Source organism: Pseudoxanthomonas taiwanensis (genome assembly GCF_010093135.1).
GTDB classification, from domain to species: Bacteria; Pseudomonadota; Gammaproteobacteria; order Xanthomonadales; family Xanthomonadaceae; genus Pseudoxanthomonas; species Pseudoxanthomonas taiwanensis.
Map to the genome: position 1 here is coordinate 1 of NZ_PDWK01000012.1, position 26,993 is coordinate 26,993.

24 protein-coding genes, 2 tRNA genes and 1 pseudogene are annotated in these 26,993 nt (G+C 72.4%); 11 read left to right on the forward strand and 16 right to left on the reverse strand.

Annotated features, from left to right (window positions below; genetic code table 11):
- Positions 1–152: 152 nt before the first annotated feature.
- The 3 genes and pseudogenes from CR938_RS03680 to motA form a co-directional block, all read right to left on the reverse strand.
- Positions 153–644: an LEA/WHy family protein gene (locus CR938_RS03680; RefSeq protein ID WP_162123719.1), complete on the reverse strand. Its 492-nt coding sequence runs from the start codon at positions 642–644 to the stop codon at positions 153–155.
- Positions 645–843: 199 nt separating this feature from the next.
- A pseudogene (motB, locus tag CR938_RS14935) lies at positions 844–1,644 on the reverse strand (flagellar motor protein MotB); the annotation flags it as partial.
- A gap of 8 nt (positions 1,645–1,652) precedes the next feature.
- Positions 1,653–2,507 carry a flagellar motor stator protein MotA gene (gene motA, locus CR938_RS03690; protein WP_162123720.1) on the reverse strand — a complete coding sequence of 285 codons (855 nt, stop codon included), beginning with the start codon at positions 2,505–2,507 and terminating at the stop codon, positions 1,653–1,655.
- A gap of 135 nt (positions 2,508–2,642) precedes the next feature.
- Between motA and CR938_RS03695 the strand changes: the two genes are divergently transcribed.
- The gene (locus tag CR938_RS03695; protein ID WP_162123721.1) at positions 2,643–2,987 is read left to right on the forward strand and encodes a RidA family protein; all 345 of its coding nucleotides are present in this window, start codon (positions 2,643–2,645) and stop codon (positions 2,985–2,987) included.
- Between the two features lie 7 nt (positions 2,988–2,994).
- Positions 2,995–3,579: a 2'-5' RNA ligase family protein gene (locus CR938_RS03700; protein ID WP_162123722.1), complete on the forward strand. Its 585-nt coding sequence runs from the start codon at positions 2,995–2,997 to the stop codon at positions 3,577–3,579.
- A gap of 3 nt (positions 3,580–3,582) precedes the next feature.
- Here CR938_RS03700 and CR938_RS03705 read toward each other — a convergent pair whose 3' ends face one another.
- Together CR938_RS03705 and CR938_RS03710 are read right to left on the reverse strand one after the other, a co-directional pair.
- Entirely contained in the window at positions 3,583–4,833 is a 1,251-nt protein-coding gene (locus tag CR938_RS03705) for a TIGR03862 family flavoprotein (RefSeq protein ID WP_162123723.1), read from the reverse strand.
- Between the two features lie 5 nt (positions 4,834–4,838).
- A complete protein-coding gene (locus tag CR938_RS03710; protein ID WP_162123724.1) occupies positions 4,839–5,282 on the reverse strand; it encodes an FKBP-type peptidyl-prolyl cis-trans isomerase in 444 nt (147 codons plus the stop codon).
- Between the two features lie 75 nt (positions 5,283–5,357).
- On the opposite strand from CR938_RS03710, the gene CR938_RS03715 reads away from it, so the two are divergent.
- The 3 genes from CR938_RS03715 (at position 5,358) to CR938_RS03725 (ending at position 6,088) form a co-directional block, all read left to right on the forward strand.
- The gene (locus CR938_RS03715; protein WP_162123725.1) at positions 5,358–5,723 is read left to right on the forward strand and encodes a DUF6164 family protein; all 366 of its coding nucleotides are present in this window, start codon (positions 5,358–5,360) and stop codon (positions 5,721–5,723) included.
- Between the two features lie 174 nt (positions 5,724–5,897).
- A tRNA-Ala gene (locus CR938_RS03720) sits at positions 5,898–5,973 on the forward strand.
- A gap of 39 nt (positions 5,974–6,012) precedes the next feature.
- Positions 6,013–6,088 (forward strand) — tRNA-Glu (locus CR938_RS03725).
- A gap of 135 nt (positions 6,089–6,223) precedes the next feature.
- Here the strand turns inward: CR938_RS03725 and CR938_RS03730 are convergent.
- From CR938_RS03730 to CR938_RS03750, 5 genes are all read right to left on the reverse strand, one after another.
- Positions 6,224–8,788 carry a heavy metal translocating P-type ATPase gene (locus CR938_RS03730; RefSeq protein WP_170296516.1) on the reverse strand — a complete coding sequence of 855 codons (2,565 nt, stop codon included), beginning with the start codon at positions 8,786–8,788 and terminating at the stop codon, positions 6,224–6,226.
- A 120-nt stretch (positions 8,789–8,908) separates the two neighbouring features.
- Positions 8,909–9,307 carry a heavy metal-responsive transcriptional regulator gene (locus tag CR938_RS03735; RefSeq protein ID WP_162123726.1) on the reverse strand — a complete coding sequence of 133 codons (399 nt, stop codon included), beginning with the start codon at positions 9,305–9,307 and terminating at the stop codon, positions 8,909–8,911.
- 276 nt (positions 9,308–9,583) lie between these two features.
- Positions 9,584–10,312 (reverse strand): ABC transporter ATP-binding protein, encoded by a 729-nt coding sequence (locus CR938_RS03740; protein WP_162123727.1) that lies wholly within the window; start codon positions 10,310–10,312, stop codon positions 9,584–9,586.
- Positions 10,305–11,504: an ABC transporter permease gene (locus tag CR938_RS03745; protein ID WP_162123728.1), complete on the reverse strand. Its 1,200-nt coding sequence runs from the start codon at positions 11,502–11,504 to the stop codon at positions 10,305–10,307. The genes CR938_RS03740 and CR938_RS03745 overlap by 8 nt, the downstream gene beginning before the upstream one ends.
- A 3-nt stretch (positions 11,505–11,507) precedes the next feature.
- Entirely contained in the window at positions 11,508–12,752 is a 1,245-nt protein-coding gene (locus CR938_RS03750) for an efflux RND transporter periplasmic adaptor subunit (RefSeq protein WP_162123729.1), read from the reverse strand.
- Positions 12,753–13,390: 638 nt separating this feature from the next.
- Here CR938_RS03750 and CR938_RS03755 point away from each other — a divergent pair.
- Together CR938_RS03755 and CR938_RS03760 are read left to right on the forward strand one after the other, a co-directional pair.
- A complete protein-coding gene (locus tag CR938_RS03755; protein ID WP_162123730.1) occupies positions 13,391–13,663 on the forward strand; it encodes a hybrid sensor histidine kinase/response regulator in 273 nt (90 codons plus the stop codon).
- 168 nt (positions 13,664–13,831) lie between these two features.
- Positions 13,832–14,509, forward strand: coding sequence for a murein L,D-transpeptidase (locus CR938_RS03760; protein ID WP_162123764.1), 678 nt, complete (start codon positions 13,832–13,834; stop codon positions 14,507–14,509).
- A gap of 495 nt (positions 14,510–15,004) precedes the next feature.
- Here CR938_RS03760 and CR938_RS03765 read toward each other — a convergent pair whose 3' ends face one another.
- The 5 genes from CR938_RS03765 to CR938_RS03785 form a co-directional block, all read right to left on the reverse strand.
- Positions 15,005–15,238 carry a hypothetical protein gene (locus tag CR938_RS03765; protein ID WP_162123731.1) on the reverse strand — a complete coding sequence of 78 codons (234 nt, stop codon included), beginning with the start codon at positions 15,236–15,238 and terminating at the stop codon, positions 15,005–15,007.
- Positions 15,239–15,656: 418 nt separating this feature from the next.
- Complete coding sequence (gene crcB, locus CR938_RS03770) at positions 15,657–16,046, reverse strand: fluoride efflux transporter CrcB (RefSeq protein ID WP_211365167.1); 390 nt, start codon at positions 16,044–16,046, stop codon at positions 15,657–15,659.
- Entirely contained in the window at positions 16,043–17,431 is a 1,389-nt protein-coding gene (locus tag CR938_RS03775) for a replication-associated recombination protein A (protein ID WP_162123732.1), read from the reverse strand. The genes crcB and CR938_RS03775 overlap by 4 nt, the downstream gene beginning before the upstream one ends.
- Positions 17,432–17,476: 45 nt before the next feature.
- Positions 17,477–18,109 carry an outer membrane lipoprotein periplasmic chaperone LolA gene (gene lolA, locus CR938_RS03780; RefSeq protein ID WP_162123733.1) on the reverse strand — a complete coding sequence of 211 codons (633 nt, stop codon included), beginning with the start codon at positions 18,107–18,109 and terminating at the stop codon, positions 17,477–17,479.
- 99 nt (positions 18,110–18,208) lie between these two features.
- Positions 18,209–20,545, reverse strand: coding sequence for a DNA translocase FtsK (locus CR938_RS03785; RefSeq protein WP_162123734.1), 2,337 nt, complete (start codon positions 20,543–20,545; stop codon positions 18,209–18,211).
- A gap of 204 nt (positions 20,546–20,749) precedes the next feature.
- Between CR938_RS03785 and trxB the strand changes: the two genes are divergently transcribed.
- The 4 genes from trxB to infA all read left to right on the forward strand — a co-directional run bounded on the left by trxB (position 20,750) and on the right by infA (position 23,939).
- Positions 20,750–21,706, forward strand: coding sequence for a thioredoxin-disulfide reductase (trxB, locus tag CR938_RS03790; protein WP_162123735.1), 957 nt, complete (start codon positions 20,750–20,752; stop codon positions 21,704–21,706).
- 43 nt (positions 21,707–21,749) lie between these two features.
- Positions 21,750–22,883 (forward strand): GNAT family N-acetyltransferase, encoded by a 1,134-nt coding sequence (locus CR938_RS03795; protein ID WP_162123736.1) that lies wholly within the window; start codon positions 21,750–21,752, stop codon positions 22,881–22,883.
- Between the two features lie 9 nt (positions 22,884–22,892).
- Complete coding sequence (aat, locus tag CR938_RS03800) at positions 22,893–23,636, forward strand: leucyl/phenylalanyl-tRNA--protein transferase (RefSeq protein WP_162123737.1); 744 nt, start codon at positions 22,893–22,895, stop codon at positions 23,634–23,636.
- Between the two features lie 84 nt (positions 23,637–23,720).
- Positions 23,721–23,939: a translation initiation factor IF-1 gene (infA, locus tag CR938_RS03805; RefSeq protein WP_162123738.1), complete on the forward strand. Its 219-nt coding sequence runs from the start codon at positions 23,721–23,723 to the stop codon at positions 23,937–23,939.
- 733 nt (positions 23,940–24,672) lie between these two features.
- Here infA and clpA read toward each other — a convergent pair.
- Entirely contained in the window at positions 24,673–26,958 is a 2,286-nt protein-coding gene (gene clpA / locus CR938_RS03815; protein WP_162123740.1) for an ATP-dependent Clp protease ATP-binding subunit ClpA, read from the reverse strand.
- Positions 26,959–26,993: the final 35 nt, after the last annotated feature.

A 26,993-nucleotide genomic window follows, 5' to 3' on the forward strand; every position in this document is an offset into this window, starting at 1 on the left:
GGCGGGGGGGGGGGCGCGGGGAGCGGCGGCATGGCCTGCTGCGCCAGGGCCGCAGGCGCCGCCAGCGCCAGCATCGCAACCAGGATCCGGTTCAACATGGTGGCCTCCCGTGGATGTGCGCCTGGGGACGCCCGGTGCGAAGGTCCGGAAATTCAGGGGCGCGCGGGTCCGGTGGGCAGGGTCACCTGGCCGCTGCCGGTGAAGCGCCGGGTGCCGAACAGGCCACCCTCGAGCTTCCCGCGCACGGTGTAATCCAGCCGTGAGCGATCCGATTGCGGAAGCCGCGCGACCAGGCGGGCCACGTCCAGCATCGAGACGCTGACCGGGATGGTGAGCACCGCCTCGCCGTAGCGCGGCACCTGCCCGGCGGCGTCGCTGACGCCGCTGGCCACCGGCAAACCGTTCAGTTCCAGCGCCAGCGCCGCGCCGTCGTACACGAGCGGCCGGTCGTCGGGGTTCCGGATGCGCAGCCTCACCGCCATGCGCAGCTCCAGGCCCTCGCCGGGGAGCGGTTCGATGCCGGCCACGTCGACCTGCAACGGATCGCGCCGGGACAGGCTGGCGCAACCGGCCAGCAGGATCGCAGACAGCAGCAACAGTGCGATATGCGCGTATTGGCGGAAGGCCCGGGCAGGATGGCGCATGGCGGTGCGGCGTGGTGGCGACCGGCCGAGTCTGGCCGGGGCCGCCACGCGCGGACAAGTGCGCCCGGCCGGGCCGTTCAGCCGCCGACGCGGCCTCGCCCCGGCCTGCCGCCGCCGCGGCCACCGGGGTGTCCGTGCCCTCCAGGCTGCGGTTGAGCACCACGATGCTGATGCGGCGGTTCACCGGCGCGCGTGGATCGGCGCGGTCCAGCGGCACCGAGGCGGCCAGCCCGACCACGCGCGCGACCCGGTCCTCGCCCAGGCCGCCTTCCAGCAGCGCGCGGCGGGCGGCGTTGGCGCGGTCGGCCGACAGCTCCCAGTTCCCGTAGCCGCGCGGGGCGTGGTACGGCACCTCGTCGGTATGGCCGGCCAGGGCGATGCGGTGCGGGGTGTCGGCCAGCAGTCGGCCCAGCTCGTGCAGCACCTCCAGCGCGTATCCCTTCAGGTGCGCGCTGCCCAGGTCGAACATCGGACGGTTGAGCCGGTCCACGATCTGCACGCGCAGGCCCTCCGGCGTCAGGTCGATCAGCAGCTGGTCCCTGAACGGCGCCAGCGCCTGGCTCTTCTCCAGGGCGGCCTCCAGTTCACGGCGCAGTGCCTCGAGGCGGCGGCGGTCCACGGCCTGCGCGGCCCGGCGCGCAGCCTGCGGATCCACCGGCGCGCGCACCTGGCCCAGCTCCGCGGTCTGCGGACCGATCGCCGACGGCACCGGGCTGGCGCTGGCGGCCGGCACCATCCGCTCCGCGGCGCCGCCGGGTCCCAGGGTGCTGGCCGCAGGCACCTGTGCCCTGCCGACCACCGCGCTGGGATTCTTGAAGTACTCCGACACCGCCGCCCGCTCTTCCCTGGAGGCGATGCCGATCAGCCACATCACCAGGAAGAAGGCCATCATCGCGGTGACGAAGTCCGCGTAGGCGACCTTCCAGGCGCCGCCGTGGCCGCGGCCGGCGCGCGGCCGGCGCGGGCGGCGCAGGATGATGGGCGGCTTTTCCCTGGCCATGGCCCTGCTCAGCGGCCCCGGCGCAGGTGCGCCTTGAGGTCGGCGAAGGGCGGGCGCACGTCCGAGAACAGCGCCTTGCGCGCGAATTCCACCGCCACGCTGGGCGGGTAGCCGCGCAGGCTGGACACCAGCGCCATCTTCACGATCTCCAGCGCCTGCGCCTCCTCGTTGGCGTGGTGCTGCATGGAGTGGGCCAGCGGGCCGACGAAGCCGTAGCCGAGCAGGATGCCGAGGAAGGTGCCGACCAGGGCGCCGGCCACGTGGCGGCCGATCTCGGCCACCTCGCCGCCGATGGAGGCCATGGTGATGACGATGCCCAGCACCGCGGCGACGATGCCGAAGCCGGGCAGCGAGTCGGCCAGCACCTGCAGCGCATGCGCCGGCTCGGAGGCCTCCTGGCGGTGGGTCTCCACCTCCACCTTCAGCAGCTGCTCCAGCTCGTGCGGCTCGAGGTTGCCGCCGACCATCAGGCGCAGGCAGTCGGTGGTGAACTCCATCAGCCGCTCGTTGGCCAGCAGGCGCGGGTAGCGGCCGAAGATCTCGCTCGAATGCGGATCGTCCACGTCCTTCTCGATGGAGATCATGCCCTCCCGGCGCGCCTTCATCAGCACGTCGTAGAGCAGGGACAGGATGTCCACGTAGTCGTCGCGGCGGTAGCGCGGGCCCTTGAGCAGGCCGGGGATGCCGGCCAGCACGGCCTTCGCCACCTTGGCCGGATTGGCCACCAGGAAGGCGCCGAACGCCGCGCCGCCGATGATCAGCAGTTCGTAGGGCTGCCACAGTGCGGCCAGCTGCCCGTGGGCCAGCACGTAGCCGCCGAACACGCTGAGCAGGACGACCACGAAGCCGAGGAGGATGAGCATGGGAAATCCCGGCAGGTACCGCTGCCGGTATCGGCCGGGCAGGGGGGGGGAAGTTGAGCGGGCCAGCGCCGCCGGCCCGGCGCGGGCGCGGTGTATCCTGCGCGCCCGCAATCCCACCGCACCAGGGAGTCGTCCATGATCCAGCGTTTCGATGTCGGTCCGCGCCTGTCCGAGATGGCCGTCCACAACGGCGTGGCCTACCTGGCCGGCCAGGTGCCGGAGGACGGCAGCCTGGACATCGTCGGCCAGACCCGCGAGGTGCTGCAGGCCATCGACGCGCTGCTGGCCCGTGCCGGCACCGACAAGAGCCGGATCCTGCAGGCCATCGTCTACCTGGCCGACATGGCCGACTTCCAGGGCATGAACCAGGCCTGGGACGAGTGGGTGGCGCCGGGCGATGCGCCGCCGCGCGCCACCGTGGAGGCGCGCCTGGCGCGGCCGGAGTGGAAGGTCGAGATCGTGGTCACCGCCGCGGTCTGAGCCGGCCATGTCCGCCTCCGGCGACCTGTTCGGCGCACCGCCGCCACGCCGCCACAGCCTGTTCTTCGCGCTGCTGCCGGACGCGGCCACGGTCGCGGCCCTGCGCGCGGCGCGGCAGGCGCTGGAGGCGGAGCTGCCGCCGCAGCGCGGCCGCGGCGTGCCCGACGGCAAGCTGCACCTGACCCTGCACTGGCTGGGCGAGTGGTCGCAGCCGCCACAGGCCACGGTGGACGCCGCGCGCGAGGCGGCCGCCGCGGTGCGGGTGCCACGCTTTTCCGTCACCCTGGACACGGCCGACTGCTTCGGCCGTTGCGAGGCGGTGTGGGTGCTGCGCGGCGCGGCCAGCCCGCCGCTGCTGGCGCTGCACGGCACGCTGGCCACGGAACTGGCACAGCGGCGCGTCCGCCTGTCGCCCGGTTCGGGTTTCGCCCCGCACGTGACCCTGCGCCGCCGCGCCAGCGTGCGCATCGTGCCGCGGCCGCTGCCGCCCGTGCACTGGCCGGTCGGGGATTTCGCCCTGCTGGAGAGCGTGCGCGGCCCCGGCAGCGCCGGGTACCGCCTGCTCGGGCGCTGGCCGCTGCAGGCGGGCTGAGGCTCAGCGCCGCTGCAGCCAGCGCGCCGCGGCCAGGCCGGCGCGGCGCCCGCTGGCGAAGCACGCGGTCAGCAGGTAGCCACCGGTGGGCGCTTCCCAGTCCAGCATCTCGCCTGCACAGAACACGCCCGGCACGGTGGACAGCATCAGGTCGGTGTCCATCGCCTCCAGGCGCACGCCGCCGCCGCTGCTGATGGCCTCCTCGATGGGGCGCGGGCGCCTGAGCACCAGCGGCAGGCGCTTGAGCGTGGCGGCCACGCGTACCATGTCGGCCAGGGCCGCGGCGTCGAGCACCCCGCGCAGCAGCGCCGCCTTCACCCCGCCCACGCCGGCATGGCGGCGCAGGTGCTCGCTGAGGCTGCGGCCGTTGCGCGGGCGCGCCAGGTCGCGCCGCAGGCGGTCGAGGTCGCGACCGGGGACCAGGTCCAGCCACAGCGTGGCCTGGCCGTCGTGGGCGATGGCCTCGCGCAGCGGCACCGACAGCGCGTAGACCAGGCTGCCCTCGATGCCGGTGGCGGTGGCCACGCACTCGCCCTGCAATGCCTGTTCGCGGCCTTCGGCATCGCGCCAGTGCGCCACCCCCGGCTTGAGCGGGGCGCCGGCATGGCGTTCGGCGAAATGCGCGCTCCAGCCGATGTCGAAGCCGCAGTTGCCCGGCACCAGCGGCGCCACGTCCACGCCGCGCTCCCGCAGCACCGGCACCCAGGCTCCGTCCGAACCCAGTTGCGGCCAGCTGCCGCCGCCCAGGGCCAGCACCGTGGCGCCGGCATGCAGGCTGCGCTCGCCGGCGGGCGTGGCGAAGCGCAGTGCGCCGGCCTCGTCCCAGCCCAGCCAGCGGTGCTGCACATGGAAGCGCACGCCCTGTTCCTTCAGCCGCCGCACCCAGCCGCGCAGCAGCGGCGCGGCCTTGCGGTCCAGCGGAAACACGCGCCGCGAGCTGCCCACGTAGGTGTCCACGCCCAGCCCGCGTGCCCAGTCGCGCAACGCCTCGGGACCGAACCCGTGCAGCCAGGCGACGACGGCGTCGGCGCGCGCGCCATAGCGGCCGATGAAGTCCGGCAGCGGCTCGGCATGGGTGAGGTTCAGCCCGCCCTTGCCGGCGATCAGGAACTTGCGTCCGACCGAGCCCTTGGCCTCGAACAGCTCCACCTCACAGCCGGCCGCGCGCGCCACCTCGGCGGCCATCAGTCCGGCCGGACCGCCGCCGACGATGGCCAGCCCGGGCAGGCGGACTGGGGATGGGGCCTCCTGCATCGTCGTCAGTCCTTGCGCCGGACCCCGAGCAGTTCCACCTCGAACACCAGTGAGGCGTTGGGCGGGATCACGCGGCCCGCGCCGCGGCGACCGTAGGCCAGGTCGGCGGGAATCAGCAGGGTGCGCCGGCCGCCCACGCGCATGCCGGCCACACCCTCGTCCCAGCCGCGGATCACGCGGCCGGCGCCGAGCACGAAGCTGAAGGGCTGGCCGCGCTCGCGCGAACTGTCGAACCGGCGGCCGCGCCGGTCGGGCGCATGCTCGTCGTACAGCCAGCCGGTGTAGTGCACGGTGACCTCGTCGCCGGGACGTGCCTCCGCACCGGTGCCGGCATGGGTGTCGATGCGCTGCAGTTCGGCGATCGCGCCGCCGCGCGGGATACCGGGATCGGCGCTGCACGCGCCCAGCAGGGCGGCCAGCAGCAGGCAGGCAAGGACGGGACGGCGCATCGCGCGGGCTCGCAGGTGGTGGCGGGGCGCAAAGCGTACCCGATGCGGCGCGGCGCCACTGGCTATGATGCGTGCATGGCCAAGCTGATCTTCCGTCTTCGCAACGTGCCCGAGGAGGAGGCCGCGGAAGTGCGCGCGCTCCTGGACGAGCTGGGCGTGGACTGGTATGAGACCCGCCCGGGCCCGTTCGGCCTGTCCGCCGGCGGATTGTGGCTGCGCGATGCCGGTGACTTCCCGCGCGCACGCGCTCGCCTGGATGCCTACCAGGCACGGTTGCGCGAGCGCGTGCGCGCCGAGCGCGAGGCGGCGCTGCGCGAGGGCAGGGCGGAGACCTTCGCCACCCAGTTGCACGCGCGTCCCGTGGCAGTGCTGGCCTCGCTGTTGGCCATGCTGCTGGTGCTCGGGCTGACGCTGGCGCTGCCGTGGCTGTTGTTGCGCTGAGACTCTTGCGCGGCGGATGCGGGAGCCTTCATAATTTCCCTGCCGCGGCGCTCCGGCGCCGCACCATCCCGTCGAAGATGTGTCGGCAGGTTGGCTTCCTCCCCGGAAAGGAAATCCTTCAACGGGGGCTTGCGAAAGCCGAAGCTTCCGCCTACAATTTTCTTCCTCGGCAGTGGGGCCATAGCTCAGCTGGGAGAGCGCTTGCATGGCATGCAAGAGGTCGCCGGTTCGATCCCGGCTGGCTCCACCAACTTTCCCGCCGGACGGTGGGGGTTGAAACAAGGTTCCAGTCCCCATCGTCTAGAGGCCTAGGACACTACCCTTTCACGGTAGCGACCGGGGTTCGAATCCCCGTGGGGACGCCATCACGGGCGGCCGCCTTTCCAGGCGGCCGTTTTCCTTTGCGTTTTCCGCATGCGCCGCGTGCCGGTTTTCCGTGGCCGGAAGAAAAACCGGCGCCGCCTGCACGGCGCCGGCATTCCGCAACGCAGGGGACGCGCTCAGTCGCCGCGCCGGCCGTCGCCGGCAAAACGCAGGCGCAGTGCGTTGCCGATCACCGACACCGAGCTGAGGCTCATTGCCGCCGCGGCCAGCATGGGCGAGAGCAGCAGGCCGGTGAACGGATACAGCACGCCGGCGGCCACCGGCACGCCGATGCCGTTGTAGAGCAGGGCGAAGGTCAGGTTCTGGCGCATGTTGCGCACCGCCGCGCGCGAGATCTCCAGCGCCTGGGCGATGCCGCGCAGGTCGCCGCGCACCAGGGTCACCTGCGCCGAGGACATGGCCACGTCGGTGCCGGTGCCCATGGCGATGCCGATGTCGGCCGCGGCCAGCGCGGGCGCGTCGTTGATGCCGTCGCCGGCCATGGCCACGCGCCGGCCTTCCCCGCGCAGGCGCTGCACCAGCGCCACTTTGGCGTCGGGCGTCATGCTGCCGTGGACCTCGTCCAGGCCCAGCTGCCGGCCCACCGCCTCGGCCGTGGCCTGGGCGTCGCCGCTGGCCATGATCACCCGCAGGCCGGCGTGGTGCAGGCGGCGCAGCGCTTCCGGCGTGCTGGGCTTGATAGCGTCGGCCACGGCCAGCAGGCCGGCCAGGCGGCCGTCCACCGCCAGCATCACCACGCTGGCGCCTTCCCCGCGCAACGCGGCGGCTTTCGCCTCCAGCGCCGCGGTGTCCACGCCGCCGCGCGCCATCAGCGCGGGTGAACCGAGCAGCAGCGCGTGGCCGCCGGCGCGGCCACGGATGCCGCTGCCGGCGGTGGACTCGAACTCTTCCACCGCCACCAGCGCCAAGCCGCGGCGGCGCGCCTCGGCGGCGATCGCCTGACCCACCGGATGTTCGCTGCGGCTGTCCAGGCTGGCGGCCAGGCGCAGCACCTCGCCGGCATCGCCGCCGTCCACGGCCAGCACCTCGCGGAACACGGGGCGGCCCTCGGTCAGCGTGCCCGTCTTGTCCACCACGACGGTGTCCACCTCGCGCAAGCGCTCGATCGCCTCGGCGTCGCGGAACAGCACGCCGGCCTGGGCGGCGCGGCCGCTGGCCACCATCACCGACATCGGCGTGGCCAGGCCCAGCGCGCAGGGGCAGGCGATGATCAGCACCGACACCGCCGCCAGCACCGCGTGCGTCCACGCCGGCTCCGGGCCGAACAGGCCCCAGGCCAGGAAGGTGAGCACGGCCACGCCGATCACGCCCAGCACGAACCAGAACGCGACCCGGTCGGCCAGCCGCTGCATCGGCGCGCGCGAGCGCTGCGCCTGCGCCACCAGCTGCACGATCCGCGCCAGCACGGTCTGATCGCCGACGCGGGTGGCCTGGATCACCAGCGCGCCGTTGCCGTTGAGGGTGCCGCCGACCACGGCATCGCCCACGGCCTTGGCCACCGGCAGCGGTTCGCCGGTGAGCATGGACTCGTCCACGTGCGATCGGCCCTCCAGCACCGTGCCGTCCACCGGCACTTTCTCGCCGGGGCGCACGCGCAGGCGGTCGCCGACGGCGACGCTGGCCAGCGGCACGTCCTCCTCGCCCCCGTCTTCGCGCAGCCGGCGCGCGGTGGCCGGGGCCAGTTCCAGCAGGGCGCGGATGGCCGAGGAGGTGCGCGCGCGCGCCTTCAGCTCCAGCACCTGGCCCAGCAGTGTCAGGGAGACGATGGTGGCCGCGGCCTCGAAGTAGACGCCCACCCGGCCGTGCTCGTGGAAGCCGGCCGGGAACAGCTGCGGCGCCACCGTGGCGGCCACGGAGTAGCCGAATGCCGCCAGCACGCCGGTGCCGATCAGGGTCCACATGTTGGGGTGGCCGCCGCGGATGGAGCCGGCCCAGCGTTGCAGGAACGGCCAGCCGGCCCACAGCACCACCGGCGCTGACAGCACCAGCTCCGCCCAGCTGCGCGCCGCCGGCGCCAGCGCCGGCAGCAGCCGGTGGCCCCACATCGCCAGCACCATGGTCGCGGCGGTCAGCGGCAGGCTGGTCCAGAAGCGGCGGCGGAAATCGGTCAGCTCCGGGTTCTCGCCCTCGTCCAGGCTGGGCAGCATCGGCTCCAGGGCCATGCCGCACACCGGGCAGGTGCCGGGGCCCTCGCGCACGACCTCGGGATCCATCGGGCAGGTGTAGAGCGTGCCGGGCGGGGCCGGCACCTCCGCGGGCGCGGCGGCCGGATCCAGCCAGCGGCGCGGATCGGCCAGGAAGCGTTCGCGGCAGCGGGCCGCGCAGAAGTACCAGGTGCGGCCGTCGTATTCGGCGTGGTGCGGGGTGCGGGCCGGGTCCACGCGCATGCCGCAGACCGGGTCGGTCGCCGGTTCCGCGGCGGGGTCGTCCTGGCGGGCGTGGCGGCTGCCGCAGCAGGCCTTGGCCGGTGCCGGGCTGCAGCAGTCGCCATGCGCCACGGACGCGGCCCCGGCGGCGTCGCCGCGGCGCTCGTCCTGCGCCGCGGGCATGCGGCCGTCCTCGTGGCCGCCGCAGCAGCCGTCCAGGGTGGACGCCGCGGCTTCCTCCGGCCGGCCGCAGCGGCAGCCGGCCTGCGGTGCGGGATCGGCGTGATGGTGGCCGGCATGGACCGGCAGCGGCATCGGGGGCTGGGTGCCGCCACGGCATCCACTGTCAGGTGTGCTGCCGGTGGCCGTTCCGCTCCGGCCGCCGCAGCAGCCGGATGCGGCCGCGGGCAGGGGAAGGGGGCTTGCCGCAACCGCTCATTCGTTCTCTCCTTCCAGGGCCGCCATGATCGGGCAACGGGCCAGCTCGCCGTGGCCCGGACAGGCCTGGACCAGCTGCTGCAGCGCGTCGCGCACCCGCGCCAGTTCCTCGATCCGCTGCTGGATGGCCGCGATCTTCCCCTGCGCGGCCTGCCGCACCTGGGCCATGTCCGCGCCGCGCGCGGCGCCGAGCTGCAGCAGGCCGGCGATGTCCTCCAGCGAGAAGCCCAGCCGCTTGGCCCGGCGCACGAAGCGCAGGCGACGCAGGTCTTCCCCGTCGTACTGGCGGTAGCCGTTGGCGGCGCGCCGTGGCTCGGGCAGCAGGCCCTGGCGCTCGTAGTAGCGGATGGTGTCGATCGGCACGCCGGACTGGCGCGCGAGCTGGCCGATGTTCATGGCGGCAACGCTTCCACTCCACGGGAGGCTGCATTGTCCACCCTGGAGTCAGGTCCAGGGTCAAGGATCCGCCGGCGGAGGCCGCATGAACCGTTCCGGCGCCGTCTCACGGACGGGGACCAGGCCGCCGCTACACTTGGTCCGATGGAACTGTCCGAGAAACTGGCGGTGCTGGCCGACGCGGCCAAGTACGACGCCTCCTGCGCCTCCAGCGGCGGTCCGCGCCGCGACGCGCCGCGCGGCGGCATCGGCTCCACGGGTGGGCATGAGGCGCGGTCAGGCCGGGGGCCGTTGGCCGGGCTGCTGCCGCGGATGGCGCTCGTCTGCGACGATCGCCCCGTCCACGAGGGTGATGGTGCGGTCGCAGGTCTCCGACAGGCGCGGGTCGTGGGTGACCACCAGCACGGCGCAGCCGAATTCCTCGTTGAAGCGGCGCAGCAGGGCGAACACCTCGGCCGCGGTCTTCGTGTCCAGGTTGCCGGTGGGCTCGTCGGCCAGCAGCAGGGCGGGGCGGGTGACCAGGGCGCGGGCGATGGCCACACGCTGCTGCTGGCCGCCGGACAGTTCGCCGGGCTTGCGGTCGGCCAGCCTCTCCAGGCCCACCTGGCGCAGCAGGTCGCGGGCGGTGTCCACGATCTCCGGCGTGGGCTTGCCGTGGGCCACCATCCACGGCATCAGCACGTTCTCCAGCGCGGTGAACGCGCCGATCAGGTGGTGGAACTGGAACACGAAGCCGATGTGGCGGCCACGCAGGGCGGTGCGCGCCTCGTCGTCCATGGCCCGGGTCGGCTGGCCGCGCAGGTACAGCTCGCCGGCGGTGGGGGAGTCCAGCAGGCCGATCAGGTTCAGCAGGGTGCTCTTGCCCGAGCCGGAGGGACCGACCAGGGCGGCGAAGTCGGAGGCCTCCAGGCGCAGGTCCAGGCCGTGCAGCACCTCGACCTCGTTCGGCTGGCCGACGTTGTAGGACTTGCGCAGCCCCTCCAGGCGCAGCACTTCCTCAGCCACGGATCGCCTCCACCGGGTCCAGGCGCGCCGCGCGCGAGGCGGGCACCCAGGCCGCCCCCGCGCCGGCGACGGTGGCCAGCGCCATCGCCGCCGGGATCAGCCCCGGCGGCAGCGGGATGATGAACAGCCTGGGGCCGAAGGTGTTGAACGCCGCCCCCAGGCCCAGTCCGGCCAGTGCGCCGATGGCCGAGCCGGCCAGGCCCAGCACCGCGCCCTGGACCAGGAACACCCGGCGCATCTGCGCCCGGCGCGTGCCCATCGCGCGCAGGATGCCGATCTCGCGGGTGCGCTGGGTCACGCTCACCGCCAGCACACTGGCGATGCCCAGGGCCACGGACATGGCGACGAAGAAGCTGATCATGCGCGTGGACATGTTCTGCGAGGCCAGCGCGTTCATCAGCTGGGCGTTGGTCTCCATCCAGCTCTCGGCCTGCAGGCCGGTCAGGCCGCGCACGCGCGCGGCGATGCGGTCGGCGCCGAACAGGTCCTCCACGGTCAGGTCGATCACGGTCACGCCGCCGGGCAGGGCCAGCAGCGACTGTGCCTGCTTCAGGTCCACGTACACGTAGCGCGAATCCAGCTCGCGCACGCCCAGCTCGAAGATGCCGGCCACGTTGACCACGGCCTCGCGGCCGCTGCCGCTGTCCAGGCGCAGCTTGCCGCCCAGGCGCAGGCCCAGGTCCTCGGCCAGTTTGCGCCCGACCACGGCGTTGCCCGAGCCGATCTCCAGCCTGCCCTCGACCATGTTCCGGTCCAGCGGGATCACCCGCAGGTAGCGCGGCAGGTCCACGCCCACCAGCGCCACCGACTGCACGGCCGTGCCGCGGCGGCCGAACGCCGGGCCGGACACCACCGGCGAGACCGCGGTGACGCCGGGCACGCGCTCGAGCACGTCGCGCACCGCCAGCCAGTTGTCGATCGGCCGCAGCGCCTGCGGGCGCGGGTCCTCCAGCACCAGCTGCAGCACGCCCTCCGGCACCGGGGCCACGCGGTTGACCTCGCGCGGCGCTTCCACGCGCACGTGCGACTGGGTGCCCAGGGTGCGCTCGATGATGTTCTGCTGCAGGCCGGAGATCAGCGCGGTGACGAACACGATCACCGCCACGCCCACGGCGATGCCCACCAGAATCAGCAGGCTCTGCGCGCGCCCCTGCCGCAGGAAGCGCATGGCGAGGGTGGTCTCGATCCACATCGCTCAGTCGAGCCTGACCGGCAGCTCGCCGGCGGTGGCATTGCCGGTGTCCGGCGCCGGCTGGCGGGTGACGCGCACCCGCGTGCCGTCCTCCGGCAGCGCGTCCGCGGCCAGGGCGCCGGCGGCCAGCACCCGGTCGCCGGCCTGCAGGCTCTCGACCACTTCGGTGGCGGCCAGACCGCGCAGGCCCAGGCGCACCGGCACGCGCTGCACGCGGCCGTCGCGCACGCGCAGCACCTGGGCCCGGTCGGAGCCGGCGTCGGCCCCGAGCAGGGCATCGTTGGGCACCACCAGCGCGCGCTCGCGCCGACCGGTGCGGATGGTGGCGGTGACCGTCATGTCCTCGCGCAGGAAGTCAGCCTGCGGGTCGTAGCGCAGGCGCACGTCCACGGTGCCCCGCGCCGGGTCGATCGCCGGGGCGATGTGGTGCACGGTGGCGGGGAAGGGGCGGCCGGGCCAGGCGTCGGCGATGCAGGTGGCCTCCTGGCCCGGCGCCAGCAGCGACAGGTTCTTCTCGTCCAGCGCCACCAGGATCTCGCCGGGCGCATCGCGGGCGATCTCCAGCAGCACCTGCCCCGGGGTGACGGTGTCGCCCGTTTCCACGCCGCGGGTCAGCACGGTGCCGGCCACGGTGGCGCGGACCACCGCGCGTTCCAGCGCGGCCTCGGCCGCGCGCAGGCGCTCGAGCGCCTGCGCTTCGCGCGCGCCGCCGGCGGCCAGGGCCCGGGCGGCCACCTGCGCCTGCTCGACCGCCGCGCGCGCGGCGACCACGGCCTGTTCGGCCTGCTCCACGCTCTCGCGCGCCACCAGCTGGCGCTGGCCCAGTTCGCGGCGGCGGGCCAGCTCGCGCTCGGCCTGGGCCAGGTCGGCACGGGCCTGGCGCAGCCGCGCCTCGGCGTCCGGCCGCTCGGAGTCGCGCAGTGCCGCCAGCGCGGCCCTGGCCTCGTCGCGCTGGGCCTCCAGGTCGCGGGCGCGCAGCACCACCAGCACGTCGCCGGGCTGCACCCGGTCGCCGTCCATCACCCGGCGCTCCAGCACCAGGCCGGCGATCTCGGCACCCACCTGCACGCGCGAGAGCGAGGCCACACGGCCGGTGGCCACCACCGACTGGACCATGGGGCCGGCCGCCACCTCGTAGCCGGGCAGGGCGGGGCCACGCAGGCGGGACACACCCCAGAGCAGCACCAGCAGCCCGGCCGCCGCCGCGGCCCTCCATGCCCATTTGCGCCGACCCGAGCGGTTGCCCATGAAGCACCTGTTCCGAAAAACCGGCATCTTCCCGCATGCCGCGTGAGGCCGACAATGCGGGGTTCCCCGGCCCGGGCGCCGCCCCCGTTGCCGGCGCGGGCCGGGCAGGGCAGGACGGAGGGGATGCGGTGACACGGACGGCTGCCTGCCGTTGCTGCCGCCGGTGCCGCGGCTCCGGCGCGGCAGGCCCACAGGTGTGTGCAGGACGGGAGCATGGCCTGCCCGGCGCCGTTGACAGCGTCGCCCGCCTGCCGGCGATGGGGACGCCGGAACGCGAGAGCCAGGCATGGCCTGCATCGGTGCATCGGTGGCCAGACGTTCGGCAGACCGGCCAACGGCCGGGAGCAGGTCATGGCCAGGGCGGGGGCAGGCAACGCTGCACCGGCTGGGCGCCACCTGTGATGCATGCATCACGCCTGCGCGGGCGACGCAGGTCGTGCGCGCGAAGCGGCCGTGCGTGTGCGGCGCCTGCGAGGCATCCTGTGGCGTGTGTCCGCGGCGGAGTGGGGCATGGATCGCATTTGTGGATGTCCTCCTTCACGCTTCTTCTACGTATCCAAACGCACCCTGAAAGTCTCTTCGTTGCGTACACGAAAACGCCGATATATTCCGGGGTCCCAACAAGGGAGGAAATGGAAATGTCTCTGACCAAGCTGAACCTGGTGAGTGCGCGTGTTCTCGGCGTGGCGGTCGTGGTGGCCTCGCTGGGTCTTGGTGGCTGCGCCACCTACAGCGACGAGTTCGCGACGATCAACTCGCGCCTGGACCAGCTCGACGCGCGCGTGCAGAACGCGGCCCAGAGCGCCGAGTCGGCCAACCAGTCCGCGCAGCAGGCCAACCGCCGCCTGGACCAGATCGAAAGCCGCGTGCAGCAGCTGGAGCAGGCGCCGCGCCGCCAGCCGCGCGGCTGAGCGTTCGCGGCACGCGACCAGGAAGGTCCGACCCGGAACCCGGTGGCCGGCAGGGCCACCGGGATGCCGGGTACATGATCGTCGTCTGCAAGGTGGTTCCAGAGGAGTCGTACCATCAGCCGTCCAATCGAGTGCATGAAGCCGATGCTCCGGGTTGCGTCCAGCGCGCTGGCGCTGGTGCTGGTGTTCGCGGGCCCCGCCCAGGCTCACGCGGATGACGCCGCCACGCCGCCGGTGGCCGTCATCGACGAGCTTCCGGAAGGCCAGGAGGTCTCCGACACGGTGATCGAGCTGGCCGGCTGGGTGGTCGCCACCCGCGACAGCGAGGGCTATCCCTTCGCGATCATGGACAAGGCCGCCGCCCAGATCCTGGTCTTCAGCGGCGACGGACGGCTCCGCGGCGCGGCGCCCGCGCTGTTCGGCTCGGCGGTCGGTGACCACACGGCGCCCGGCATCGCCGGCCTGGCATTGCGCGAGATCCCCGGGCGTGACCGCACCACGCCGGCCGGCCGTTTCATCGGCGGCTTCGGTCCATCCCTGGATGCCGGGCGCGTGCTCTGGGTGGACTACGACTCGGCGGTCTCGATCCATCCCGTGGCCACCGGCGTTCCGGCCGAGAAGCGCGTCGAACGGCTGGCCTCGCCGACGCCGGACGACAACCGCATCACCCACGGCTGCATCAACGTCTCACCGACGTTCTACGAGCGCGTGATCACCCCGATCTTCGAACGGGGCGGGGTCTTCTACATCCTGCCGGAGACCAGGCCGCTGGCCGAGGTCTTCCCGGAGTTCGTGCAGAACCGCGAAACGGCGCGGCGCAACGGCACCCGCTCGGCGCGGCGCTGAGCCACCGCCGCCACCGGACCCGGTCCGGGCCCGCGTTCGCCAGGCCGCAGGGAGCCGTCCTGGGGGTCCGCCGGGCCGGCGGGGCCCTCCATGCGAGGACGTTCCGGAAAGGGCCGGGATACCGGGCCCGGAATGGCGCCCGTGTCCCGCGGTGCGGCGGGAACTGGCCGGACAGGCCGTTCGGGTCCGGATCGGACGGAACCGCGGCGGCGGCGGGTGCACAGCAGCGGTGGCCGTGGTCGGGCGGAGCCGAAGCCCGGCGCAGCACGATGCGGTGGCTGCGGGTCCTGCCGCATCGGCGGCGGCAGGCATCCGCCGGCGGGAGAGCCGCTGCCGGCGGCCCGTGATTCTCCAGGACGCGGGTGCGGTACTGGAGGCACCGGGGAATCAGGGCGAGCCGGGGACCGGCCCGGGCTCTCGCCGGCCGCGCCCGAAATTGCGCATAATGTACATTATGTCAATGGTGGAGTATGGGAGAGCGCCGGGCCGGCTGGCTCAGGACCGCCAGGATTCGGCCCCGCTCTGGAACCGCTCGAGCGCCTGGTGCAGTGCCTCCGGGGACATCGCCGGTGGCGCGTAGACCGCGATGGTCGGTGCATCGTCCGCGTCGCAGGCCAGACGCCGGCGCTGGTACGTGAAGTCCGTACCCTGATGGATCACGGTGAAGGTTTCCGGCACGGCATGGCAGGCCTGTTCCCGGCCGTGCAGCGGGCCGCCGATGAAGCGCATTACGGGCATGGCCGGCTCCCTGGGTTCGCACGCCCAGCCTGGGGCCTGTGGCGTGATGCGGATGCGGTCGTTTCCGCCATGTCTTCTTCGGCCGCGCCCGCCGTACCGGCGACCGCGCCCGGCCGCCTGGCGTGCGGCCAGGTCAGGCGGGATCGGCCCGTGGTCCTGGGATCGGCTCCGGGTCCGGGTGCCGCCACGAGTCTAAATTCCCTGTGTAAATCAGTGACTTGAGCGTTGTTCCTGATGCTGTATGCCGTCCGCCTTCACGCCACGGGCGGTCGAACCCGGGTGACCGGTGTCAATGGCCGGCATGGCCGGAATTCCGCCTCCACGCCCCGCGATCAGATGCGGCCGTGATCTGAAAATTTATATTTAAAATCAGCATCTTGCGCGAAATACCTAATGCCTTTTCTGGCGCTCAGCCGCGCAGCAGCCGGAACGTGTACAGCCCCAGCGCGGTCATGCCCAGGGAGCCGAACAGGTGCAGGACCACGCCCAGCACCGCGTGGCCGTACTGGTGGCGGGACAGCTGCTGGACGACCTCGGCCGAGAAGGTGGAGAACGTGGTCAGGCCGCCCAGCAGGCCGGTGGCCAGGAACAGGCGCCATTCCGGGGCCAGGCCAGGGCGGTCGGCCAGCCAGGCCAGGACCAGGCCGATGGCGTAGCCGCCGGCCAGGTTGGCGGCCAAGGTGCCCAGCGGCACCGGGCTGCGGACCGGGTTGAGCCAGGCCGACAGGCCCCAGCGCAGCCAGGCGCCGATGGCCGCGCCGGTGCCCACGGCGAGGAAGCCCTTCAGCATCGCGCTCATCCTGCCTGCCCCTGCCTGCCCCGGCCGCGGGCGGCGCGCGCCTGCGCCCGCGCCCCGCGCAGCCGGTCCAGCTTTTCCTTGAGGCGGATCTCCAGGCCGCGCTCGACAGGCTGGTAGTACACGCGCTCCCCCATGCTGTCGGGGAAGCAGGTCTGGTCCAGGGCCACGCCGCCTTCCACGTCGTGGTCGTACTGGTAGCCCTTGTTGTAGCCCAGCTGCTTCATCAGCTTCGTGGGCGCGTTGCGCAGGTGCATGGGCACCTCGGCGGTGCCGTACTGGCGCACGTCGGCGCGGGCCTGGTTCCAGGCCATGTAGGCGGCGTTGGACTTGGCCGTGCTGGCCAGGTAGATCGCCACCTGGGCCAGGGCCAGGTCGCCCTCCGGGCTGCCCAGGCGTTCGTAGGTGTCCCAGGCGTCCACCGCCATCTGCAGGGCGCGCGGGTCGGCCAGGCCGATGTCCTCCACCGCCATGCGGGTCAGGCGCCGGGCCAGGTAGATGGGGTCGCAGCCGCCATCGAGCATGCGCGCCAGCCAGTACACCGCCGCGTCCGGGTTGGAGCTGCGGATGGACTTGTGCAGGGCCGAGATCTGGTCGTAGAACTGCTCGCCGCCCTTGTCGAAGCGCCGGGTGCGGTCGGCCAGCACCTGCAGCAGGGTCTGCTCGGTGATCCGGCCGCCCTCGTCCGCGGCCAGTTCGGCGGCGATTTCCAGCAGGGTCAGGGCGCGGCGCACGTCGCCGTCGGCCGCGTGCGCGATCTCGCGCAGGGCCGATTCCTCCACCTCGATGCCCTGCCCGCCCAGGCCGCGCTCGGCGTCCTCCAGGGCCCGCCGCAGGGCGGCGGTGATGTCCTCGGCCGAGACCGCCTCCAGGACGTGCACGCGGCAACGCGAGAGCAGCGCCGAGTTGAGCTCGAACGAGGGGTTCTCGGTGGTGGCACCGACGAAGACTATGGTGCCGCGCTCGATGTGCGGCAGGAAGGCGTCCTGCTGGGCCTTGTTGAAGCGGTGCACCTCGTCCACGAACAGGACGGTGCGGCGGCCCCCGGCGAAGCGCTCGGCAGCCTCGGCCAGCACCTGGCGCACGTCCGGCAGGCCGGACAGCACCGCGGAGATGGCGCGGAAATCGGCGTTGGCGTACTGCGCCAGCAGCAGGGCCAGGGTGGTCTTGCCGCAGCCTGGCGGGCCCCACAGGATCATCGAGTGCACCCTGCCCGCCTCCACCGCGCGGCGCAGGGCCGAGCCGGGGGCCAGCAGGCGGCGCTGGCCCACCATCTCGTCCAGGCTGCGCGGCCGCATGCGCTCGGCCAGCGGACGCAGCGCGTCCTGCGGCGCGGTTTCGGCGAAAGGCAGGGCGGCGGCGGCGGCGGGGCGGCGGGTACGGCTCATCCNCCCCTCGTAGCGCCTGCGGCGGGTGTTCCGCGCAGGCGGGCGTCACTGGCCGACCACGTCCACGTCCTTGCCGGGCTTGAACTGGAAGGTGCCGGCGGCGAAGGCCGGGTTGCGGCGCCAGGCGCCGAAGCGGATCTCGGTCTTCTGCCCGACCAGGTCCACGACCTCCATGCGGGCCAGGCCCTGGCCGTTGAAGCCCAGGCGCGCGACCTGGAAGTTGGCCTCGGCGTCCACCTTGGGCGTGAGCGTCATCCACTGCAGGCCGTCGCTGGGCGTGGCGTCCTCGCTGACGTCGAACTGGCGCTCCAGGCGCGCCGGCTCGAACAGCGCCACCAGCGGGCTGTTGCGCTCCTCCTCGCCCTGCGGCTTGACCGTGGCCTGCTGCAGGTCCGGCTCGTAGATCCAGACCTTCTCGCCGTCGGCCACCACCAGCTGGACGAAGGGCGTGGTGTATTCCCAGCGGAACAGGCGCGGCGCGGACACGGCGACCTTGCCGGCGCTGCTCTCCTTGCGGCGGCCGTTGGCGTCGTACACCTGCTGGGTGAACTCGCCCTCCAGCCCCTTCAAGCCGCGGGTGAACCGGGCCAGCTCGTCGCGCGCGCCGGCCAGTGCATTGCCGGACAGCAGCGCCAGGCCGAGAGCCAGGCAGGAAACGGTGCGCAGTACTCGGGACATGGGTTCGTCGTCGTTCGGATGGGATGCCGCAAGAGTGTGCCCTTGCCTGCCTGAACAGGCGGCACGCGCGCGGCGGCGGGCGGTGACCCCCCGCCCCGGTCAGTCGCGCGGGGGCGGCGGCGCCAGCACGGTGCGGTCGCCGTTGTGCTCCGGTGGGCTGACCACGCCGGCGGCCTCCATGGCCTCGATCAGGCGCGCGGCGCGGTTGTAGCCGATCTTCAGCCGGCGCTGCACGCCGGAGATGGAGGCGCGGCGGGTCTCGGTGACGATGCGCACGGCCTCGTCGTACAGCGGGTCGGTCTCGTCGCCGCCGGCCGCCTCCGGCAGGCCGTTGGCGCCGACCACCACGCCGTCGCCCAGGGTCTGCACCTCGTCCAGCACGCCCTCGACGTACTCGGCCTTGCCGCCGGCCTTGAGGTGCTCGACCACGCGGTGGACCTCGTCGTCGCTGACGAAGGCGCCGTGCACGCGCTCGGGCATCGCCGTGCCCGGCGGCAGGTAGAGCATGTCGCCGTGGCCCAGCAGGGTCTCGGCGCCGGACTGGTCCAGGATGGTGCGCGAGTCGATCTTGCTCGACACCTGGAAGGCGATGCGGGTCGGGATGTTGGCCTTGATCAGGCCGGTGATCACGTCCACCGACGGGCGCTGCGTGGCCAGGATCAGGTGGATGCCGGCCGCGCGCGCCTTCTGCGCCAGGCGGGCGATCAGCTCCTCCACCTTCTTGCCGACGATCATCATCATGTCGGCGAATTCGTCGATGATGATGACGATGAACGGCAGCGGCTCCAGCGGGCGCGGCGCCTCGCCCAGCTCCGGGTTGGGCTTGAACAGCGGGTCCATCAGCGGCTGGCCCGCGTCGATGGCGTCCTTGATCTTCTTGTTGAAGCCGGCCAGGTTGCGCACGCCCACCGCGCTCATCAGCTTGTAGCGGCGCTCCATCTCCGCCACGCACCAGCGCAGGCCGTTGGCGGCCTCCTTCATGTCGGTGACCACCGGCGCCAGCAGATGCGGGATGTCCTGGTAGACGCTCAGCTCGAGCATCTTCGGGTCGATCATCAGCATCCGCAGGTCCTTGGGCGTGGCCTTGTACAGCAGGCTCAGGACCATGGCGTTGACCGCCACCGACTTGCCCGAGCCGGTGGTACCGGCCACCAGCAGGTGCGGCATGCGCGCCAGGTCGGCCACGGTCGGCCGGCCGGCGATGTCCTTGCCCAGGGCCAGGGTCAGGACCGAGGGCGACTTGTCGTATTCCTTCGAGCGCAGCAGCTCGGACAGGAAGATCATCTCCCGGGTGGTGTTGGGGATCTCCAGACCGATCACCGACTTGCCCGGGATCACGTCCACCACGCGCACCGACTTGACCGACAGGCCGCGGGCGATGTCCTTGTCCAGCGAGCTGATCTGGCTGACCTTCACGCCCGGCGCCGGCTCCAGCTCGAAGCGGGTGATCACCGGGCCCGGGTAGGCGCCGACCACCTGCACGTCGATGCGGAAGTCCTTGAGCTTGAACTCGATCTGCCGCGACAGGGCCTCCAGGGTCTCCTCGGAGTAGCCCTTGGCCTGCGGCCTGGGCTCGTCCAGCAGGGACAGCGGCGGCAGGCCATCGGGCGTGCTGGCCGCGCCCTGGAACAGCGGGATCTGGGTCTCGCGCTTGGCGCGCTCGCTCTTCTCCACCACCGGCGGCGCGGGCGGCGCGATCTTCACCGGCTCGCGGCGGGCCTGCTTCTCGGCCTCGGTGCGGCGCACCTCCTCGCGCTCCTCGCGCATACTGCGCGCACGGTGCCACTGCTCGGCCTGCTGGGTCTTGCGCCGCAGCAGCTCCGGCAGGGCCAGCACGCCGGCGCCGATCTTCTCCATCACCCGGAACCAGGAAAGCCCGGTGGCCAGGGTGATGGACACCAGCAGCAGCACGGTCAGGAACAGGTTGGCGCCGAGCACGCCGAAGCCGGTGGTCAGCGACTTGCCGACCAGCTGGCCGATCACGCCGCCGGCGTCGGCCACGTCGACGCGGAACAGGCGGGTGTGCAGCAGGCCGGTGGCGGCGATCAGGAAGCCGACGATGCCCACCAGGCGCAGCGCCGGCCCCAGGTCGTCCTCCTCGCCCAGGCCGAACAGTGCGATCCAGGCCACCCCGCCGAGCATGAACGGCAGCAGGAACGAGGCGTAGCCGAACAGCTGGCGCAGCACGTCGGCCATCAGCGCGCCGAACCAGCCGCCGATGTTGTGGATCTGCCCGGTGATGCTGCCGCTGTGCGACCAGCCCGGGTCGGCGGGCGAATAGCTGCTCAGGCTGGCCAGCATGTACAGCAGCAGCGGGACGATGGCGATCAGGGCCAGGTCGCGCCACAGCCGCTGGCGGCGCGGATTGGGCGTGCGCTCCGGGCGCGTGGCCCCGCCACGGGTGGACTTGCTGCGTTCCGTCAGTGCCTTGGCCACGTCGTTCCGGGATCTTGAATCGTTCGCAGGAATGCGCTCTTACGCATTGATCTTAAATGCTTATGTCCCACGCTGCATAGCGCGGCGCGATGCCCGTGCCCCCCGCCGCGGGGCGTGGCCCGGACCGGCTCGCCTTGATTCGCCACCGGGCGGCCGCCACTCTATGCGGCTCCGCATCATTCCCCGCTCCCGAAGCGACTATACATGACCGCCACCAAGCACTCGCGCCTGCTCATCCTCGGTTCCGGCCCCGCCGGCTGGACCGCCGCCGTCTACGCCGCCCGCGCCAACCTCAAGCCGGTGCTGATCACCGGCCTGCAGCAGGGCGGACAGCTGATGACGACCACCGAGGTGGACAACTGGCCGGGTGACGCCCAGGGCGTGATGGGCCCTGAGCTGATGGCGCGCATGCAGGCCCATGCCGAGCGCTTCGCCACCGAGGTCGTGTTCGACCACATCCACACCGCCGACCTGTCCAGGCGCCCGTTCACCCTGGTCGGCGACAGCGGCACCTACACCTGCGACGCCCTGATCATCGCCACCGGCGCCACCGCCAGGTACCTGGGCATCCCCTCCGAGGAGAAGTACAAGGGCCGCGGCGTGTCCGCCTGCGCCACCTGCGACGGCTTCTTCTACAAGGACCAGGACGTGGTGGTGGTCGGCGGCGGCAACACCGCGGTCGAGGAGGCGCTGTACCTGTCCAACATCGCCCGCAAGGTGTACCTGGTCCACCGCCGCGACACCCTGCGCGCGGAGAAGATCATGCAGGACAAGCTGTTCGCCAAGGTCCAGGCCGGCACCATCGAGCCGGTGTGGAACCACACCATCGACGAGGTGCTGGGCGACGACGCCGGGGTGACCGGCGTGCGGGTCCGGTCCACGGTGGACGGCAGCACCCGTGAGATCCCGGTGCACGGCATGTTCGTGGCCATCGGCCACACGCCCAACACCGGCCTGTTCGAGGGCCAGCTGGCCATGAACAACGGTTACATCGAAATCCGCTCGGGCCTGGGTGGCAACGCCACCGCCACCTCGGTGGAGGGCGTGTTCGCCGCCGGCGACGTGGCCGACCAGCACTACCGCCAGGCGATCACCTCGGCCGGCTTCGGCTGCATGGCCGCGCTGGACGCCGAGCGCTACCTGGACAGCCAAGGGCTCTGATGGCCGCTGCCCGCCGCCGCGTTCCGGCGGGCGGGAGGGCCGCGTGAGCCTGCACGCCCGCGAGCTGCCATCGCTGGCGGAGGTGGCGCCGGCGGACTGGGACCGGCTGCACGACGGCCGCAATCCGTTCCTGTTCCATGCCTTCCTCGCGGGGCTGGAGCGCTGCGGCTGCCTGCGTCCCGGCTGGGGCTGGACCCCGCGCCACCTTACCCTGTGGGACGGCGACCGTCTGGTCGCCGCCGCCCCCGGTTACCTCAAGGGCAATTCCCACGGCGAGTTCGTGTTCGACCACGCCTGGGCGCACGCCTATGCCCGGCACGGCCTGGACTACTACCCCAAGTGGCTGTTCGCCGTGCCCTACTCCCCGGTCACCGGGCCGCGCCTGCTGGCCCGGGACGAGGCCGCGCGGCGGGCGCTGCTGGAGGCCATCGGCGAGCGCGCCGACGCGGCCGGCCTGCCCTCGGCGCACGTCAACTTCCACACCGCGCACGAGGACGTGCTGTTCGACGACGGCCCGTGGCTGGCCCGCTGCGACGTGCAGTACCACTGGCACAACCGCGACGGCTGGGTGGACTTCGACGGCTTCCTGGCCGCCATGGACCACAAGCACCGCAAGAACATCCGCCAGGAGCGGGCGAAGGTGCGGCGGGCCGGGGTGCGCTTCCTCTGGCGCCCCGGCGACGAAGCCGGTCCGGCGGAGCTGGATGCGATGTTCGGCTTCTACCTGCGGACCTTCCACGACTACGGCAACGCGCCGGCGCTGACCCGCGGGTTCTTCGCGCACCTGGCTTCAACAATGCCGCGCAACCTATTGATAATACTTGCGATGGTGGGCGACGAACCGGTGGCCGGGGCGCTCTGCCTGCGTGGCGGCGACACCCTGTACGGGCGTTACTGGGGGGCGGCCGTGGAGCTGCCGGGCCTGCACTTCGAGACCTGCTACTACCAGGGCATCGAATACTGCCTGCGCGAGGGACTGGCGCGCTTCGAGCCCGGCGCGCAGGGCGAGCACAAGCTGGCGCGCGGCTTCCTGCCGGCCTTCGTGCGCAGCCGCCACCGCATCGCCCACCCCGCCTTCCGCGAGGCGCTGCGGCAGTGGTGCGCCGAGGAGGCGGCCTCGGTGCGCCGTTACGCCGAGGCGCTGGCCGCGCACTCGCCGTTCCGGGACGCCGCCTGAGGTCCGGCCATGGCCGCCCGTCCCCGCCTCCCCTACCTGCTCGGCGACGACCCGGAGGCCCCGTTCCCGCCGCCCGGGCATGCGCTGGACGCCCCGGACGGGCTGCTGGCCATCGGCGGCGACCTGTCGCCACCGCGCCTGCTCAATGCCTACCGCCAGGGCATCTTCCCCTGGTACTCGGACGGCCAGCCGATCCTGTGGTGGAGCCCGGACCCGCGCGCGGTGTTCCGCACCGACCGGGTGCACCTGTCCAGCCGTTTCCGCCGCGGGCTGCGCCGCAGCCCCTGGGTGGTGACCGCCGACACCGCCTTCGACGCGGTCGTGGCCGCCTGCGCCAGCGTGCCCCGGCGCGGGCAGGACGGCACCTGGATCACTGCCGCGATGCGCCAGGCCTACGGCCGCCTGCACCGGCTGGGCCACGCCCATTCGGTGGAGGTCTGGGACGGCACGGAGCTGGCCGGGGGGCTGTACGGCGTGGCCGTGGGCCGGATGTTCTTCGGCGAGAGCATGTTCAGCGCCCGCTCCGGCGGCTCCAAGGTGGCGCTGGGGGCACTGGCCGCCTGGCTGCACCGGCAGGGCTGGCCGCTGCTGGACGCGCAGGTGGAGAACCCGCACCTGGTCACGCTGGGCGTGGAGCGCTGGCCGCGGCCGGCCTTCCTGGAGGCGGTGGCCGCCCTGGTACGGGGGCCGGGCATACCCGGGCCGTGGACGCAGGCCTTCGACCGGCAGCCCGCCGCGTCGCTGGCGGGTTGACGGCGGATTAACGTAAATTTTGCGCTGCCGGCCCGCGTGGCGTACACTCGCGGACTTTCCGCTGCAAGCGAATATCGGAACCGCATGTCGAAAGACGACACCATCGAGTTCGAAGGTACCGTCACCGAGACGCTGCCCAACACCACGTTCCGGGTGCGTCTGGAGAACGGGCACGAGATCATCGCCCACATCTCCGGCCGCATGCGCAAGAACTACATCCGCATCCTGACCGGCGACCGGGTCAAGGTGGAGATGACCCCGTACGACCTGACCAAGGGCCGGATCACCTACCGCATGAAGTGATCCCGCGTCGACGGTTTCGCGAAAAGGCGGCCCGCCGGGCCGCCTTTTTTGTGTCCGTTCCCTTCCACCCCGGCCACGCTTTTTGCGCGGATTGTCGCCGGGGATGGGTCGGCGGCCGCGCCCGACGTCGCAGGAAGAAGGTCACTGTCACCACAGGCAGGTCCGCGCCGCGCGCCGCGCCGCTAGCCTTTGCGCCCGTTCCCATCCCACCCTTCACGACGACTGCATGAAAACCAGGAATCTTTGCATCGCCCTCGTCCTCGCCGGTTTCGCCTTCGCCGCCGACGCGGCCGGGAAGGCCCCGCTTGCCCANTGCGTGGACCTGGGCGCGAACCAGGAGGTGGCGCGTTCCAAGGGCGGCCAGAGCCTGGTGCTGCGTGACGGCGATTCGCACTACCTGGTCACGCTGCGCGGCACCTGCGGCGCGCTGGCGATCACCCCGACCCTGACGGTGCTGGCCGAGGGCACCGAGAACCGCATCTGCCCCGAGGGCACCCTGGTGCGGACCCGCCGCGGCGACTGCCGCGTGCAGAAGGTCGAGACCATCGACGCCGGGGAGTTCGCCGCGCGCAAACGCCGCTACGCCCATTGACGGGAGGGGCATCCGCCGCCGCCGTCCGTCTTCCTCGTCGGGGCGGACGGCGGTGGCGGCGGCCTGCAGGTCCGTCCCGGAAAAAACCAGGCCCGCGATGCGTCGCGGGCCTGGTTTTTCTGCACTCCGGGAGGGGGCCGCCTACACGGTCGCCGGCAGCAGGCGCTCGGGCTCGGGCTGGCTCTCCACCACCAGCTCGCCGTCGCGCACGTCCACGTGGACCCGGCCACCGTCCACCAGCTTGCCGAACAGCAGCTCGTCGGCCAGCGGACGCTTGATCCGGTCCTGGATCAGGCGCGCCATGGGGCGGGCACCCATCAGCGGGTCGAAGCCGTGCTGGGCCAGCCACTCGCGCGCCGGCTGCGTGGCGGTCAGGGTCACGTGCTTCTCGTTCAGCTGCATCTCCAGCTCGATCAGGAACTTGTCCACCACGCGCAGGATGTGCTCCATGCCCAGCGGCTGGAACTGCACGATCGCGTCCAGGCGGTTGCGGAACTCCGGAGTGAAGGTGCGCCGGATCACCTCCATCGCGTCGGTGGAGTGGTCCTGGCGGGTGAAGCCGATCGAGCGCCGCGCGGCCTGGGTGGCGCCGGCGTTGGTGGTCATCACCAGGATCACGTTCTTGAAGTTCGCCTCGCGGCCGTTGGTGTCGGTCAGCACGCCGCGGTCCATCACCTGCAGCAGGATGTTGAAGATGTCCGGGTGCGCCTTCTCGATCTCGTCCAGCAGCAGCACGCAGTGCGGCGTCTTGACGATCTTCTCGGTCAGCAGGCCGCCCTGGTCGAAGCCGACGTAACCCGGGGGCGCGCCGATCAGGCGCGACACCGAGTGCGGCTCCATGTACTCGGACATGTCGAAGCGCACCAGCTCGATGCCCAGCTGCAGGGCCAGCTGCTTGGTGACCTCGGTCTTGCCCACGCCGGTGGGGCCGGCGAACAGGAAGCTGCCGATCGGCTTGTCCGGGTTGGCCAGGCCGCTGCGGGCCAGCTTGATCGCCGAGGCCAGGGTCTCGATGGCCTCGTCCTGGCCGAAGATCACCATCTTCAGGTTGCGCTCCAGGTGCTGGAGCACGTCGCGGTCGGTGGCGCTGACCTGCTTGGCCGGGATCCGCGCCATCTTGGCCACGATGGTCTCGATCTCCTCGATGTCGATGAGGGTCTTGCGCTGGCCTTCCGGCAGCAGGCGCTGGCGGGCGCCGGCCTCGTCGATCACGTCGATGGCCTTGTCCGGCAGCAGGCGGTCGCCGATGTGCTTGACCGACAGCTCCACCGCCGCCTGCAATGCCTCGTCGGCGTAGGTGACGCCGTGGTGGGCCTCGTACTTGGGCTTGAGGCCCTGCAGGATCTGGTAGGTCTCGCCCACCGTGGGCTCGACGATGTCGATCTTCTGGAAGCGGCGGGCCAGGGCGCGGTCCTTCTCGAAGATGCCGCGGTACTCCTGGAACGTGGTCGAGCCGATGCAGCGCAGCTCGCCCGAGGCCAGGGCCGGCTTGATCAGGTTGGACGCGTCCATGGTGCCGCCCGAGGCCGAGCCGGCACCGATGATGGTGTGGATCTCGTCGATGAACAGGATCGCGCCGGGGATCTTGCGGATCGCCGCCAGCACGCCCTTCAGGCGCTTCTCGAAGTCGCCGCGGTACTTGGTCCCGGCCACCAGCGCGCCCAGGTCCAGGGAGTAGATGACCGCGTCGGCCAGCACCTCCGGCACCTCGCCGTCGACGATGCGCTTGGCCAGGCCCTCGGCGATGGCGGTCTTGCCCACGCCGGCCTCGCCCACGTACAGCGGGTTGTTCTTGCGCCGGCGGCACAGGACCTGGATCGTGCGCTCGATCTCGTCGGCGCGGCCGACCAGCGGGTCGATCTTGCCCTGCCGGGCCAGCTCGTTCAGGTTCGTCGCGTACTCGGACAGGGCGTCGCCCCTGCCCTCGCCTTCGCCTTCACCGCCCTCGGCCTTGCCCTCGCCCTCGCCGGGCGCGACCGGGCCGTGCTCGTCGCCGTACTTGGCGATGCCGTGGGACAGGTAGTTGACCACGTCCAGCCGGGTGACGTCCTGCTGGTTCAGGAAATAGACGGCGTGGGAGTCCTTTTCGCCGAAGATCGCCACCAGCACATTGGCGCCGGTGACCTCCTTCTTGCCGGAGGACTGCACGTGGTAGACCGCGCGCTGCAACACCCGCTGGAAGCCCAGGGTCGGCTGGGTGTCGCGGGCGTCGTCGTCGGCCAGGCGCGAGACGGACGCCTCGATGGCCTGCTCCAGCTCGCCGCGGAGGCGCTCCAGGTCGGCGCCGCAGGCGCGCAGCACGGCCTGGGCCGAGGCGTTGTCGAGCAGGGCCAGCAGCAGGTGCTCGACCGTCATGAACTCATGACGGGCCTCGCGGGCTCGCTTGTAGCACTGGCCGATGGTCTGTTCGAGGTCTTTGCTGAACATGGCGGGCTCCGACGGGGTCGCCCCCACAATATGCG

Coding starts and splice junctions, on each gene's coding strand:
- CR938_RS03765 (WP_162123731.1), bottom strand. CDS start 15,238: ATGCGCTTCATCGGCGGCCCGCTGCACGGCCGGGAACAGGCCTGCCAT.
- CR938_RS03680 (WP_162123719.1), bottom strand. CDS start 644: ATGCGCCATCCTGCCCGGGCCTTCCGCCAATACGCGCATATCGCACTG.
- CR938_RS03715 (WP_162123725.1), top strand. CDS start 5,358: ATGGCCAAGCTGATCTTCCGTCTTCGCAACGTGCCCGAGGAGGAGGCC.
- CR938_RS03745 (WP_162123728.1), bottom strand. CDS start 11,504: ATGTGGATCGAGACCACCCTCGCCATGCGCTTCCTGCGGCAGGGGCGC.
- trxB (WP_162123735.1), top strand. CDS start 20,750: ATGACCGCCACCAAGCACTCGCGCCTGCTCATCCTCGGTTCCGGCCCC.
- CR938_RS03705 (WP_162123723.1), bottom strand. CDS start 4,833: ATGCAGGAGGCCCCATCCCCAGTCCGCCTGCCCGGGCTGGCCATCGTC.
- CR938_RS03700 (WP_162123722.1), top strand. CDS start 2,995: ATGTCCGCCTCCGGCGACCTGTTCGGCGCACCGCCGCCACGCCGCCAC.
- clpA (WP_162123740.1), bottom strand. CDS start 26,958: ATGTTCAGCAAAGACCTCGAACAGACCATCGGCCAGTGCTACAAGCGA.
- CR938_RS03750 (WP_162123729.1), bottom strand. CDS start 12,752: ATGGGCAACCGCTCGGGTCGGCGCAAATGGGCATGGAGGGCCGCGGCG.
- lolA (WP_162123733.1), bottom strand. CDS start 18,109: ATGTCCCGAGTACTGCGCACCGTTTCCTGCCTGGCTCTCGGCCTGGCG.
- CR938_RS03695 (WP_162123721.1), top strand. CDS start 2,643: ATGATCCAGCGTTTCGATGTCGGTCCGCGCCTGTCCGAGATGGCCGTC.
- CR938_RS03775 (WP_162123732.1), bottom strand. CDS start 17,431: ATGAGCCGTACCCGCCGCCCCGCCGCCGCCGCCGCCCTGCCTTTCGCC.
- aat (WP_162123737.1), top strand. CDS start 22,893: ATGGCCGCCCGTCCCCGCCTCCCCTACCTGCTCGGCGACGACCCGGAG.
- CR938_RS03730 (WP_170296516.1), bottom strand. CDS start 8,788: ATGCCGCTGCCGGTCCATGCCGGCCACCATCACGCCGATCCCGCACCG.
- CR938_RS03735 (WP_162123726.1), bottom strand. CDS start 9,307: ATGAACATCGGCCAGCTCGCGCGCCAGTCCGGCGTGCCGATCGACACC.
- CR938_RS03755 (WP_162123730.1), top strand. CDS start 13,391: ATGTCTCTGACCAAGCTGAACCTGGTGAGTGCGCGTGTTCTCGGCGTG.
- CR938_RS03710 (WP_162123724.1), bottom strand. CDS start 5,282: ATGCGCCGTCCCGTCCTTGCCTGCCTGCTGCTGGCCGCCCTGCTGGGC.
- infA (WP_162123738.1), top strand. CDS start 23,721: ATGTCGAAAGACGACACCATCGAGTTCGAAGGTACCGTCACCGAGACG.
- crcB (WP_211365167.1), bottom strand. CDS start 16,046: ATGAGCGCGATGCTGAAGGGCTTCCTCGCCGTGGGCACCGGCGCGGCC.
- motA (WP_162123720.1), bottom strand. CDS start 2,507: ATGCTCATCCTCCTCGGCTTCGTGGTCGTCCTGCTCAGCGTGTTCGGC.